Origin of the sequence: Candidatus Sodalis sp. SoCistrobi, assembly GCF_900143145.1 — a bacterium.
In the GTDB taxonomy this organism is placed as follows: Bacteria; Pseudomonadota; Gammaproteobacteria; order Enterobacterales; family Enterobacteriaceae; genus SoCistrobi.
Genome location: NZ_FRDB01000064.1, coordinates 1 through 13,497, shown reverse-complemented (window position 1 = coordinate 13,497; position 13,497 = coordinate 1). Strand labels below are relative to the sequence as shown.

At 59.6% G+C, this 13,497-nt stretch carries 8 protein-coding genes and 1 pseudogene; 7 read left to right on the top strand and 2 right to left on the bottom strand.

Annotated features, from left to right (window positions below):
- The coding region (locus tag CINSTRO3249_RS06370; protein WP_254304262.1) for a flagellar biosynthesis protein FlhF at window positions 1-1,360 on the top strand (1,360 nt) is incomplete at its 5' end.
- 11 nt (window positions 1,361-1,371) lie between these two features.
- Here CINSTRO3249_RS06370 and cydD read toward each other — a convergent pair.
- A complete protein-coding gene (gene cydD, locus CINSTRO3249_RS06365) occupies window positions 1,372-3,093 on the bottom strand; it encodes a heme ABC transporter permease/ATP-binding protein CydD (protein WP_074012639.1) in 1,722 nt (573 codons plus the stop codon).
- Window positions 3,094-3,386: 293 nt separating this feature from the next.
- Window positions 3,387-4,355: a thioredoxin-disulfide reductase gene (gene trxB, locus CINSTRO3249_RS06360; RefSeq protein WP_074012638.1), complete on the bottom strand. Its 969-nt coding sequence runs from the start codon at window positions 4,353-4,355 to the stop codon at window positions 3,387-3,389.
- A 509-nt stretch (window positions 4,356-4,864) separates the two neighbouring features.
- Here trxB and lrp point away from each other — a divergent pair.
- From lrp to CINSTRO3249_RS06330, 6 genes and pseudogenes are all read left to right on the top strand, one after another.
- Window positions 4,865-5,359, top strand: coding sequence for a leucine-responsive transcriptional regulator Lrp (gene lrp, locus CINSTRO3249_RS06355; RefSeq protein ID WP_074012640.1), 495 nt, complete (start codon window positions 4,865-4,867; stop codon window positions 5,357-5,359).
- Window positions 5,360-5,483: 124 nt separating this feature from the next.
- Complete coding sequence (locus CINSTRO3249_RS06350) at window positions 5,484-9,050, top strand: DNA translocase FtsK 4TM domain-containing protein (protein WP_074012637.1); 3,567 nt, start codon at window positions 5,484-5,486, stop codon at window positions 9,048-9,050.
- 155 nt (window positions 9,051-9,205) lie between these two features.
- Window positions 9,206-9,817, top strand: a complete 612-nt coding sequence (gene lolA / locus CINSTRO3249_RS06345; protein WP_074012636.1) for an outer membrane lipoprotein periplasmic chaperone LolA — start codon at window positions 9,206-9,208, stop codon at window positions 9,815-9,817.
- 7 nt (window positions 9,818-9,824) lie between these two features.
- On the top strand, window positions 9,825-11,168 hold the full coding sequence (locus CINSTRO3249_RS06340) for a replication-associated recombination protein A (RefSeq protein ID WP_074012635.1): 1,344 nt from the start codon (window positions 9,825-9,827) through the stop codon (window positions 11,166-11,168).
- Between the two features lie 108 nt (window positions 11,169-11,276).
- Entirely contained in the window at window positions 11,277-12,569 is a 1,293-nt protein-coding gene (gene serS, locus CINSTRO3249_RS06335) for a serine--tRNA ligase (protein WP_074012634.1), read from the top strand.
- Window positions 12,570-12,748: 179 nt separating this feature from the next.
- Window positions 12,749-13,371, top strand: a pseudogene (locus CINSTRO3249_RS06330) (MFS transporter); the annotation flags it as partial.
- Between the last annotated feature and the right edge of the window lie 126 nt (window positions 13,372-13,497).

Sequence of the window (13,497 nt, the reverse complement as noted above, 5' to 3'; positions counted from 1 at the left end):
CATAGGTATCTACACATTTATCGTGATACCTGTTATTACTTTGCAGAATGATTTCAACCTATCTGTTGGCGGGATTGACTCTCGCCTTACCCGCCGATATCAGACGCTGGTTAAACAGCATATGACGCCCGCGGCTCTTCTTGCTTCTGCGGTTAAAGACCTCGCAAGTGCTCAAAAATCAACTTTCGCAACTACCCAAGCTGTCTGGCGTTTTCTGAATAATAAGCGAATTAGCTTCAGTCAACTCAATGAGCCAATTATTTCGCTAGCACTTGAGCAAATTTCGCTTAGCCCGCATCCATACGCTCTCGTTGTTCATGATTGGTCACGTTTACAATTTCTTTACCATCATGCCAAATACGGACGCTTAAAAATGACGCACGGTGGCGATGTTGGATATGAACTTCAAAGCAGCTTGCTGGTTGATGCTGGCACGGGTTTGCCAATAGCGCCTCTATCTCAGACACTTACCGATGCAACCGGTTGTCATTCAACGTTGGCGGAAGGACTGTCCGAACGGCAGACACATATGGACGCCTTGACGACCGATATTGCCCGTGTGGAATCGCTTAATATAGGTAAAAAGCTGATTCATATAATTGATAGAGAGGGTGACTCTATTGGACATATGCGGACGTTGAGTACTCAAGGAATATGCTGGCTTATCCGAGGAAAAGAAGGACATGGTGCAGAGTGGCAAGGTAATTCATTGAAAATTGGTGAGATTGCTGCTCTTCTGCCATACAACGGATGCGGACAGGTAGACTGGAAAGGGAAAAAAGCTGATATGGAAATCAGTGAAACCTCGATAGTCATAACCCGAGCTGCGCAGCAGAAGCGTAAAGATAAAGAAACCGGCCGCCGCATAAAAATCCAACCTGGAGAGCCTCTGACGGTCAGATTGGTTGTTGTTCGGCTTACGGATGATCTCGGTAATGTGGTGGGACGCTGGACGCTGCTTACAAACGTTTGCAGCGAGATCACCTGCGAGGAAGTAGCTCGTTGGTATTACTGGCGCTGGAATATTGAATCATTTTTTAAGTTGCTGAAAGGTGCCGGACATGACGTAGAAACATGGCTTCAGCGCAGCGCGCCAGCCGTACTACGCAGGTTGTTAATAGCCAGTATGGCTGCTGTTCTGGTATGGCGGCTGCAACGCGCTGAAGGAGAAGAAAATGCGGCAGCCCGCCAGCTGATATGTCGCTTGTCAGGACGACAGCAAAAGCGAGGCCGCAGAGAGAGCGCTCCTGCTCTGCTCGCTGGCCTATCCATCTTGTTGAATACACTAAAATTATTATCGGAATATAGTCTGGAAGAACTTACTCATTTAGCGAGAGTTGCTCTTAAGCCTCCTCCCTGATGTGTAGATACCTATGCGCTAACGGCAAGCTCGGCATAGGGGCCCTGTTGCGCGATGACACCGTCGTGCATCACCCAGACCACGTCGAAATCCGCGCTGGCCTGTAGCTGGTGCGTTACCAGTAATGTGGTCTGACGGCGCGTGGCGCTTTCCAGCGCGCGCATCACCAGCCGCTCGCTGTGGACATCAAGACTGGCGGTGGGCTCGTCAAGCAACAGCAGGTCGGGGGCGCGGATCAGCGCGCGCGCCAGGGCAACACGTTGCGCCTGACCCACGGAGAGGAGGCCGGCGTCTTCGCCGACGGCGCTATCCAGACCGTCGGGCAACGCAGCGAGGAACTCCGCCACATAGGCATCCTCCACCGCCTGGTTCAATTGCGCGTCGTCCGCCGCCGGCGCGCCCAGCAGGATATTGTCGCGTAGCGTCACCGCCGGCAGCGCCGGGCTCTGACTGACCCAGCTTAATCGTTGATGCCAAAGACGCGGCGCGAGCGCGCGCAGCTCGCGGCCGTTGACCAGCAGCGAACCGCGATAGGGCAGAAACCCCAGCAGTACGCTAAGCAGGGAGCTCTTGCCCGCGCCGCTGGCGCCGACGATGGCCACCCGCTGGCCCGCCGAAAGGGAAAAGTTCAGCGGTCCGGCGAGTTCACTGCCGTCCGGCGCCAGCACCCACAGATCGCGGGCGAGCAAACTCACCGGTCCGGGTGCCAGCGTCTCGCTGCCGGCGCCCTGAGCTTCATCGTCATGTTCCAAAAAGGAGACCAACGATTCCGCAGCGCCTACCGCCTGGGCTTTGGCGTGATAAAACGTGCCCAAATCGCGCAACGGCTGAAAGAATTCCGGCGCCAGGATCAGCACCAGAAAGCCGGCAAAAAGCGTGACGCCGGTGCCATAGCTGCCAAAATGCAACTCCCCCAGATAGGAGAAGCCGAAATACACCGCCGCCACGGCAATGGAAATCGAGGCAAAGAACTCCAACACGCCGGAGGAAAGAAACGCCAGCCGCAACACCTCCATGGTGCGCTGACGGAATGCCTCGGTAGCGCGGCGGAGCTCTTGTGTTTCCGCTTCGGCGCGAAAGAACAGCCGCAGGGTTTCCAACCCGCGCAACCGATCGAGAAAATAGCCGGACAGGCGCGCCAGCGCCAAAAAATTACGGCGGTTGGCGTCAGCGGCGCCCATGCCGACCAGCGCCATGAACAGCGGAATCAACGGCGCGGTCAAAAACAGAATTAGCCCCGCGGCCCAGTTGATGGGAAACACCACGATAAGGATCATCAGCGGCACCAGCACCGCCAGCGACATTTGCGGCAAATAGCGGGCGTAGAAATCGTGCATATCCTCGATTTGCTCAAGCAACATGCTGCTCCAGCTACCGGCGGGCTTGCCGCGGATCCAGGCCGGCCCCAAACGGGCGAGGCTGTCCAGCACCTGGGCGCGGATTTGGCGACGCAGCAGACTGCCGGCGATAAAACCGACCCGCTCACGGGCGTAATTGACCGCCGCGCGCAGCGCGAACAACGCCGCCAGGGCGACAAAGTCGCCGGTCAGGCTGGCGCGCGGGGTGTTATCCATGATCAACGCCTGTAGCAAACCGGCGAGCGCCCAGGCCTGTGCGACGATAATGACGGCGCTTATCAGGCCGAGCAGCAGTGAAAGGCGCAGCCAGCGGTTTACCCGCTTACTTTGCGATCGGAGCCAGCGTACCAGGATCTGTTGTCGATTCTTATTCATTGCAAGTCTGTTTCCAGCCGGAACGGCAGACGGTTAACGTTGGAAATCCCATGCCGGGAAGCGAGACCGGCATGCTCTGAAGCGCCGGTGCGCCGACATCTTACCCTGTTGCGGCCGAGGTGAAAATCATTGCCGGTGAATTAGCCCGCGTCCGTAACGCCGGCACCAAGCGCGCACGCGCGCGCAACTATGCGCGGGGGCCGGCCAAAGAAAAGGCGGCCGTTGGCCGCCCTGAGCAATCCTGGCGGCAACGGGGCGACACAGCGGCCCTGCCGCGCAGCGATAGTGCTATCTCAAAGGGCACCCGCCTGGGCCAGGCCGTCGAGATAACGTTCGGCGTCCAGCGCCGCCATACAGCCGGTCCCGGCGGAGGTGATCGCCTGGCGGTAGTTGTGGTCCATGACGTCGCCGGCCGCGAACACGCCCGGAATCGAGGTGGCGGTCGCGTTGCCATTAATACCGGACTGCACGCGCAGGTAGCCGTTTTGCAGCGCCAACTGGTCGCCGAAAATCGCGGTATTGGGACTGTGACCGATAGCGATAAAGACCCCGGCGACCGCCAAGTCTTCATGGGCGCTGCCGGCCACCTCTTTCAGACGCACGCCGGTGACGCCCATCTCGTCGCCCAGGACTTCTTCCAGGGTACGGTTGGTATGCAGCACAATATTGCCGTTTTTGACCTTGTCCATCAGGCGGTCGATGAGGATTTTTTCCGAACGGAAAGTGTCGCGGCGGTGAATTAAATGCACTTCCTCGGCGATATTGGCCAGGTACAGGGCTTCCTCCACGGCGGTGTTGCCGCCGCCGACCACCGCCACTTTCTGCTTACGGTAAAAGAAGCCATCGCAGGTGGCGCAGGCGGAAACCCCTTTCCCTTTATAGGCGTCCTCTGACGGCAGACCGAGATAGCGCGCCGAGGCGCCGGTCGCAATAATAAGAGCATCGCAGGTGTATTCGCCGCTATCACCGACAAGGCGGAACGGGCGGGTCTGCAGATTGACCTGGGTAATGTGGTCAAAAATGATTTCCGTGTTGAATTTTGTGGCGTGGGCGTACATGCGCTCCATCAGCAGCGGGCCGGTCAATCCGTCGGGGTCGCCCGGCCAGTTTTCCACCTCGGTGGTGGTCGTTAGCTGTCCGCCTTGCTCCATACCGGTGATCAGAACCGGGTTCAGATTGGCGCGCGCGGCATAGACCGCGGCGGTATAACCCGCCGGCCCTGAACCCAATATGAGTAATTTACTGTGTTTCACCGTAGACATGTTTTCCTCGTTGTCGTCGCCTCATTAACTTGGGCATTGTAAGAAAATTACCAGAGTTAAAAAAGGATGCAAAAAGTAGTTAACGATTTTTCCAATTAATCGCGGCTATCAAGGCCGTCGGCAGGGCATAATCGGGTAAAAAAACGCGCTAAACCCGCCACCCGGCAAAGGATGTCGGTCACAACCGGTATGTTGTTCTGATTTTTAACGTTTTACTTTGACAATCGGCTGCGCTTTTGCGAAAACATCTAGACGGGTATTTAAACAGGCCGTGGCTGGCGCCCGTGGCGGCCACCGGTGGGGGTTGCGAAGCCGTGCGTGCGACAGACCTGAAAGGTATGTCCCGTGCTCCCTGCGCCGTTGAGTATGTTGACAGACAGGTTCTAAATGGTTCCAGAAAAGGTTGACCTTAAAATAAAACTGATAACAGGTCTTTAGACAACCCCTGACACAATGAAGTTAGTGAGGGTATGGCAAGTACAGGGAAGGAATTGAGAGAGACACTAATGATGGTAGACAATAAAAAGCGCCCGGGGAAAGATCTCGATCGTATCGACCGCAATATCCTGAATGAACTGCAAAAGGACGGGCGGATTTCCAATGTCGAGTTATCAAAGCGGGTAGGGCTATCGCCTACACCCTGTCTTGAACGCGTACGCCGCCTTGAGCGCCAGGGTTTTATCCAGGGCTATACGGCGCTGTTGAACCCGCATTATCTGGATGCGTCGTTACTGGTGTTTGTTGAGATAATCCTCAACCGCGGTGCGCCGGATGTGTTCGAGCAATTTAACTCCGCGGTGCAAAAGCTGGAGGAAATCCAGGAGTGCCATCTGGTTTCCGGCGATTTCGACTATTTGTTGAAAACGCGCGTGCCGGATATGTCCGCCTATCGTAAACTGCTCGGTGAGACGCTGCTGCGTCTGCCCGGCGTGAACGACACCCGGACCTATGTGGTCATGGAAGAAGTGAAACAGAGTAATCGTCTGGTCATAAAGACGCGTTAAGGAGCATTCCAGGTGCAAATTCGGTTTGTTTTGGTTACACTCCTGTGAATTCATACAGTCCCAGCGCCGGACAGCACCTCGGCGCTGTTATTATATCGGTTAACAGGAACCTGGAGAGCCTTTCTTGAGCCAGGAATATACAGAAGATAAAGAGATCGCCCTCAAAAAACTCAGCAGCGGCCGCCGGCTACTGGAGGCTGTGCTGGTTGTAGTGGGTATTTTTGCGTTTTACTTGATGGTGGCGCTGGTCAGTTTCAGCCCCTCCGATCCGAGCTGGTCACAGACCGCCTGGCATGGCCCTATCCATAATCTGGGCGGCGGGGTAGGGGCATGGTTTGCCGATACCCTGTTTTTCACCTTCGGCGTGTTGGCCTATGCGCTGCCGCCCATCATGCTGTTCTTTTGCTGGAGCGCCTTTGCCCAGCGCGACAGGCGTGACTATGTGGATTTATTCGGTCTGTCGCTGCGGCTTATCGGTAGCCTGGCACTGCTGCTGACCTCCTGCGGCCTGGCCGCGCTAAATGTGGACGATCTGTACTATTTCGCCTCCGGCGGCGTTATCGGTAGTCTGCTGAGCAATGCCATTCTGCCGTGGTTCAACGGTATCGGCGCCACTCTGGCGCTGCTGTGCGTCTGGGCATCGGGATTGACCCTGTTCACCGGCTGGTCGTGGCTGACCATCGTCGAGAAAATCGGCGCGGTGGTGCTTGGCTGTGCCACCTTTATCTCCAACCGCAGCCGGCGTGACGATGATGAGCATGACGGTGACCGCCGGGCGCACCCCGAAGCGGCGAAGGATGTTCGTCTGGGCGCCGGTGAGCAGGACGACGACCCGCTGCTGCGCCCGTACGCGACGCAGGAGGCAAATCCCGATCCGCTGCTGCGGCCCTCGGCCGCAGCGGTTGCCGCACGCCACAGCGAGCTGGCGCAGGCCGGCCAAGGGGCAGAAGCGACCCCGCTCGCCGGCCAGGGCGCGACCGCTTACCCGCACAACGCGCGGCCTGACGCCTCTGGGCAGGGCACGGCGCATCCAGGCGCTTTCGCCGGTGCTCCCTCAGGCGCGACGGCCCCTTTGGGTGTGGCGGCAGCCCCGGGCGCTATCCCATCCGCTTTAGCGGGTCAGGTCATTGCCGGCGATCCTCTCGCCGACGGCGCGCGGGTGAATTATCCCCCCGAGGGCGCCTGGGCCGAGCCTGCGCCGTCTGCTTCCCTGCCGCCGGCGCAGGCCGGCGAGGTGCCGCATTACCGGTTTGAATTGCCCGGCGCGGCGGCCAGTCCGCAGGCCTTGGCCGCGGAGGATGAGGGAGCGCGTAGGGGGGACTGGCCACGGGATCCTGATGCCCCGCACACCCCCTATGACTTCACCGTCGCGCAGCAAAACAGCGGTGCGCTGGCGGCGGGTGCCTCGGCCGCCGCTGCGGGCCAAGGGGGCACGCCGTTGACCTTTATGCCGGCATTTTCCGCCAGCGGCAATGACTACAATCCTCAGGTAAAACAAGGTATTGGACCTGAACTGCCGCGCCCGAATCCGGTGCGTATCCCGACGCGGCGTGAACTGGCCTCGTACGGCATCAAAATCCCCTCGCAGCAGCGGTCGCCCCAGGACGGTCTGCAGGCTGATTCACTGGCGCCGGCAGAGGGCTTCGACGCGCGTCCGCTGACGGCGCAGGACGCTGACGCGTTCTTAGCCGATGCCATGCCGAGGCCGGCGTTCGCCTCACCGGAAGAACAAGCCGCGTGGGAGCAGCAGCAGCGCCTGGCGGAGGATTTTGCCCATCAGCAGCTGCAGCGCTATCCCGGCGACGCGCCGGCGGCGCAGGGCGGTTATTCTCACGGCGGCGCCTCGCCGCTGTCGCCGGCGGCCGATATCGACGGCCGCCGTGCGGCGGGTATTGCGCCGATGGCAGGCATGGACAGCCAACGGCAGGATGATTTTGCGGCGCAGGAAGCGCGGTTTGCGCCAGCGCGCGCCGCTGATGATGCGCCCTCCGCCGCCAACCCGAGCGAGGACGCCGACTGGCAGGACGACGAGGCCCCCTGGCACCACAATGATGGCGCTGACGACGACGGCGTGTCGCAGGGCTACGGTGCGGCTTCGCGCGCGCCGCAGGATAATCCCTTCGGCCAGCCCGCGCCGCAGACGCCGGCAATGGACAGCCTGATCCATCCGTTCCTGATGCGTCAGGAACAGCCGCTGCAAAAACCGTCCACGCCGCTGCCGACCATGGATCTGCTGACCCCACCGCCGCGAGAAGAAGAGCCGGTGGACATGTTCGCCCTGGAGCAGACGGCGCGCCTGGTGGAAGCCCGCCTGGCCGACTATCGCGTCAAGGCGGAAGTCGTCGGCATTTCGCCGGGGCCGGTCATTACGCGCTTCGAGCTGGATCTGGCGCCCGGCGTAAAAGCGGCGCGCATTTCCAATCTGTCTCGCGATTTGGCGCGCTCGTTATCGGCGATGGCGGTGCGGGTAGTGGAAGTGATCCCCGGTAAACCTTACGTCGGTTTGGAGTTGCCCAATAAGCGTCGCCAGACGGTCTATCTGCGCGAAGTGCTCGATTGCGAAAAATTCCGCGAAACCCGCTCGCCGCTGGCGCTGGTGCTGGGCAAAGATATCGGCGGCCAGCCGGTGATTGCCGATCTGGGCAAAATGCCGCATTTGCTGGTGGCGGGGACCACCGGCTCCGGGAAATCGGTGGGGGTCAATGCCATGATCCTCAGTATCCTGTATAAAGCGACGCCGAAAGAAGTGCGCTTTATCATGATTGACCCGAAAATGCTTGAATTGTCGGTGTATGAAGGCATTCCCCATCTGCTGACCGAAGTGGTCACCGACATGAAGGACGCCGCCAACGCGCTGCGCTGGTGCGTGGGCGAAATGGAGCGGCGCTATAAGCTGATGTCGGCGCTCGGCGTGCGCAATCTGGCGGGTTATAACGAACGTATTGAGCAGGCGGACGCCATGGGCCGGCCGGTGCCGGACCCGTTCTGGAAGCCCGGCGATGGCATGGCGGAGGCGCCGCCGGTGCTGGAAAAGCTGCCCTATATCGTGGTGATGGTGGATGAGTTCGCCGATCTGATGATGGCGGTAGGCAAGAAAGTGGAAGAGCTGATTGCCCGTCTGGCGCAGAAAGCGCGCGCCGCCGGTATTCATTTGGTGCTGGCGACGCAGCGGCCGTCGGTGGACGTTATCACCGGTCTTATCAAGGCCAACATCCCGACGCGCATCGCCTTTACCGTTTCCAGCAAAATCGATTCCCGTACCATTCTCGACCAGGCCGGCGCCGAGTCGCTGCTCGGCATGGGGGATATGCTCTATCTGGCGCCCAACTCCTCGCTGCCGGTGCGCGTTCATGGCGCCTTTGTGCGCGATGAAGAGGTGCATGCGGTGGTCAGCGACTGGAAAGCCCGCGGTCGGCCGCACTATATCGACAGTATCACCAGCGCCGGCGATGAGGGCGAGGGCGCCGCCGCCGGTCTTGACGGCGACGAGGAGCTGGATCCGCTGTTCGATCAGGCGGTGGCGTTCGTTATCGACAAGCGCCGCGCGTCGATCTCCGGCGTGCAGCGTCAGTTCCGCATCGGTTACAACCGCGCCGCCCGGATCGTCGAGCAAATGGAATTGCAGGGCATTGTCAGCCCGCCGGGCCACAACGGCAACCGTGAAGTGTTGTCCCCGCCGTCACAGGAGTAAGCGCCTCTCGCCGGGCGCCACCGTGCAAAGATGCGTAAACCGGGACGTTTCAGAGGATATTCCTATGGCGTCCCGCTTATCTTCCGATAAAGTTAATTCTGTCACCGCGCCTCGGACGGGAGCGCGCGGGCTCACTTTCTCAAGGAATGCCAATAATGAAAAAACGGTTGATGACCGCTTGTCTATTTGCCGCCGTGCTGGCGGCCCCGGCGTTTGCCGACGATGCCAACGTGCTGCAAAGCCGTCTGAATCAGGTCAACAGTTTCCATGCCAGCTTTACCCAGCGGGTGACCGGCGCCGAAGGCGGCGCGGTGCAGGAGGGCGAGGGCGAATTGTGGATAAAACGGCCAAATCTGTTCAACTGGCATATGACCGCGCCGGATGAAAGCGTGCTGGTGTCCGATGGCAAAACCCTGTGGTTTTACAATCCTTTTGTCGAACAGGCGACCGCCAACTGGCTGAAAAACGCCACCGGCAACACGCCGTTCATGTTAATCACTCGCAACAGCGCCGCCGACTGGGGTCAGTATAATGTGAAGCAGCAGGGCGACAGTTTTTCGCTGGTGCCGAAAGCCGATAACGGCAACCTGAAGCAATTTACGATTAACGTCACCGCCAATGGCACCATTACCGGTTTTACCGCCGTCGAGCAAGATGGCCAGCGCAGCGCCTATCAGCTTAAAAGCCAGAAGAACGGCCCGGTGGAGGATGCCAAATTTCACTTTACGCTGCCGAAAGGCGTGACGCTGGACGACCAGCGCCAGTGAGGTAACTATGGGTAACCTGTCCCTGGACTTTTCGCAAAATGCATTTCAACCGCTGGCGGCGCGTATGCGTCCGTCAACGCTTGAGGAGTATATCGGTCAGAGTCACTTGCTGGCGGCGGACAAACCGCTGCCGCGGGCTATTAAAAACGGCCAGCTCCATTCGATGATTTTGTGGGGACCGCCGGGGACCGGCAAGACTACCCTGGCGGAATTGATTGCGCGCTACGGCCAGGCCGACGTAGAGCGCCTGTCGGCGGTGACGTCCGGCATTAAGGAAATCCGCGAGGCCATCGAACGGGCGCGCCTGAATCGCGATGCCGGGCGGCGCACCATCCTGTTTGTCGATGAGGTCCATCGTTTCAATAAAAGCCAGCAGGACGCTTTTTTACCGCATATTGAAGAGGGCACCATCACCTTTATCGGCGCCACGACCGAAAATCCCTCCTTTGAACTGAATTCGGCGCTGCTTTCCCGCGCCAAGGTCTATTTGCTAAAAGGCTTAACGGCTGAGGATATCGGCCTGGTGCTCGACCAGGCGATGCAGGACAGCCAACGCGGCTACGGCGGGCAAAATATCGTGTTGCAGCCGGAGACCCGCCAGCTGTTGGCGGCGTGGGTGAACGGCGATGCGCGGCGGGCGCTCAACAGTCTGGAAATGATGGCGGACATGGCGGAAACCGATGCCGAGGGCCAACGGGTGCTGACTCCCGCGCTGCTAAATGAGTTAGCCGGCGAGCGCAACGCGCGCTTTGATAACAAAGGCGATCGTTACTACGACTTGATTTCGGCGCTGCATAAATCGGTGCGCGGATCGTCGCCCGATGGGGCGCTCTACTGGTATGCGCGGATTATTACCGCCGGCGGCGATCCGCTGTACGTCGCGCGTCGATTGCTGGCTATCGCCTCCGAAGATGTGGGCAACGCCGATCCGCGCGCCATGCAGGTGGCTATCGCCGCCTGGGATTGTTTTACCCGCGTGGGGCCGGCTGAGGGTGAGCGGGCCATCGCTCAGGCGATTGTCTATCTGGCCTGCGCGCCGAAAAGTAATGCGGTATATACCGCGTTTAAAGCGGCGATGCGCGATGCGCGCGAAAAGGCGGATTATGATGTGCCGGCGCATTTGCGTAACGCCCCCACCAGGCTGATGAAAGACATGGGATTAGGGGCCGAGTACCGCTATGCCCATGATGAACCCAACGCCTACGCCGCCGGTGAGGACTATTTCCCGCCGGAAATGGCGCACACCCGCTACTATCATCCCAGCTCGCGCGGCCTGGAGGGCAAAATCGGCGAAAAGCTCGCCTGGCTTGACGCGCTGGATCAAAATAGCCCGACAAAACGCTACCGATAACCAGGCCGTTGCGGTAAGGTTAGCAGTGCTGAATTCATGACGCGACCCCCGCCCGGGGCGCCGCGCGGCCGTAAACGTACATCAGATAATCATAAGCACAGGACTAGCATGCTCGATCCCAATCTACTGCGTAATGAGCTCGACGCAGTCGCCGAAAAATTGGCTCGCAGAAAATTTAAACTGGATGTGGCGACCTTGCGCCAGCAGGAGGAGCGCCGCAAAGTGCTTCAGGTGGAAACCGAGAATCTGCAGGCTGAACGCAATGCCCGCTCCAAAGCGATCGGCGCCGCGAAATCCCGCGGGGAAGACATCGAGCCACTGCGCCAGGAGGTCAATCAGCTTGGTGAGCGCTTAAGCGCCGCCAAAACCGAGCTGGACGCCCTGCAGAGCGAGATCCGCGACTACGCGCTCTCGCTGCCCAATATTCCCGACGATGACGTGCCCGACGGCCGGGACGAAAACGACAACCGGGAAGTGTCGCGCTGGGGCGAACCCCGTCAGTACGATTTCCCCATCCGCGACCATGTGGAACTGGGTGAAATCGCGGGCGAACTCGATTTTGCCGCAGCGGTCAAGCTGACCGGTGCGCGCTTTGTGGTGATGCGTGGTCAGATAGCCCGTCTGCACCGCGCGCTGGCCCAGTTCATGCTGGACTTGCATACCGAACAGCACGGCTATCTGGAGCATTATCTGCCTTATCTGGTTAACCATGCTTCGCTGTACGGCACCGGCCAGTTACCCAAGTTCGCCGAAGATCTGTTCCATACCCAGCCGCTGAGCGAAGAAGCGGACACCAGCGCTTATGCGCTGATCCCGACCGCGGAAGTGCCGCTGACCAACCTGATGCGCGACGAGATCATCGAGGAAGACGCGCTGCCGCTGAAGATGACCGCCCACACCCCGTGTTTCCGCTCCGAGGCCGGCTCTTACGGGCGCGATACCCGCGGGCTTATTCGCATGCACCAGTTCGACAAAGTGGAAATGGTGCAGGTGGTGAAACCGGCGCAGTCGATGCAGGCGCTGGAAGAGATGACCGGCCATGCCGAAAAGGTACTGCAATTGCTGCAACTGCCGTACCGCAAAGTGCTGCTGTGCACCGGCGATATGGGTTTTGCCTCCTGTAAAACCTACGATTTGGAAGTATGGCTGCCGGCGCAAAATACCTATCGCGAAATCTCCTCGTGCTCCAACATCGGCGATTTCCAGGCGCGGCGCATGCAGGCGCGTTACCGCAGCCGGACGGACAAAAAACCGCAGCTGGTACATACGCTGAACGGTTCCGGTCTGGCGGTGGGCCGTACGCTGGTGGCGGTGCTGGAAAACCATCAGCTGGCCGACGGGCGCATCGCCATACCGGCGGTACTGCAGCCCTATATGAAGGGCCTGACCCATATCGGCTAAGCGGCCGTAAGCACGTGCTACGCGCCCAATGTGGCGCGTTTTTTTTGCGCGCGATCAAGCCGCTTATCTGCGTCTGCGCTGGCGCAAAAAATGCGCTGTCCAGACGCGGCCGATTGACTTTTTACGCCGTGGTGGCATGATGCGCGCAATCTCTTCTCTGAGGCTGCGTCTCCCATACCATGTCCGCCTATTCTCGCCCGGTGCTATTATTGCTCGCGGGGCTTTTGTTATTGACGATTTCCATCGCTGTACTCAACACGCTGGTGCCGCTTTGGCTCAGCCATGCTTCGCTGCCCACCTGGCAGGTCGGACTGGTCAGTTCGTCCTACTTTACCGGTAATCTGGCCGGTACGCTGCTGGCCGGGCTACTGATTAAGCGGCTGGGTTTCACCCGCAGTTACCATGCGGCCTGCGTGCTGTTCGCGCTGGCGACCGCGGGGCTGGGGCTGGCGCACGGGTTCCACAGCTGGCTGGTCCTGCGCTTTCTGGCCGGCGTCGCCTGCGCGCTGATTTGGGTGGTAGTGGAAAGCGCGCTGATGCGCAGCGGTACCCTTCATACCCGCGGCCAGCTGTTAGCGGCCTATATGATGGTTTACTATTTGGGCACCGTGGTCGGGCAGTTGCTGTTAAGCGGCGTGGCCACCGCCGTGACGGCGGTGCTGCCGTGGGCGGTCAGTCTGGTGGTGAGCTGTTCGCCCCGATGGCGCCCCCCAGCGCTGAAGCGCCGCGGGTGGCGCTGTGGCCGATGCTGCTGCGCCGCAACGCCAGACTGGGCGTCAACGGCTGTATTATTTCGGGGATTGAATCACCCCGGATAAATTAGAGTCTATACTTTAAAAGTGGAGGTCTCTATGACAACGACCAAACGTTACTCTCCGGAAGTCCGTGAACGGGCAGTTAATCTAGTGCTGGAAACTCAGCATGAGCA

Bases quoted from the DNA above. Each gene is read 5' to 3' on its own strand.
- lrp (WP_074012640.1), top strand. From the start codon at position 4,865: ATGGTAGACAATAAAAAGCGCCCGGGGAAAGATCTCGATCGTATCGAC.
- trxB (WP_074012638.1), bottom strand. From the start codon at position 4,355: ATGTCTACGGTGAAACACAGTAAATTACTCATATTGGGTTCAGGGCCG.
- lolA (WP_074012636.1), top strand. From the start codon at position 9,206: ATGAAAAAACGGTTGATGACCGCTTGTCTATTTGCCGCCGTGCTGGCG.
- serS (WP_074012634.1), top strand. From the start codon at position 11,277: ATGCTCGATCCCAATCTACTGCGTAATGAGCTCGACGCAGTCGCCGAA.
- cydD (WP_074012639.1), bottom strand. From the start codon at position 3,093: ATGAATAAGAATCGACAACAGATCCTGGTACGCTGGCTCCGATCGCAA.
- CINSTRO3249_RS06340 (WP_074012635.1), top strand. From the start codon at position 9,825: ATGGGTAACCTGTCCCTGGACTTTTCGCAAAATGCATTTCAACCGCTG.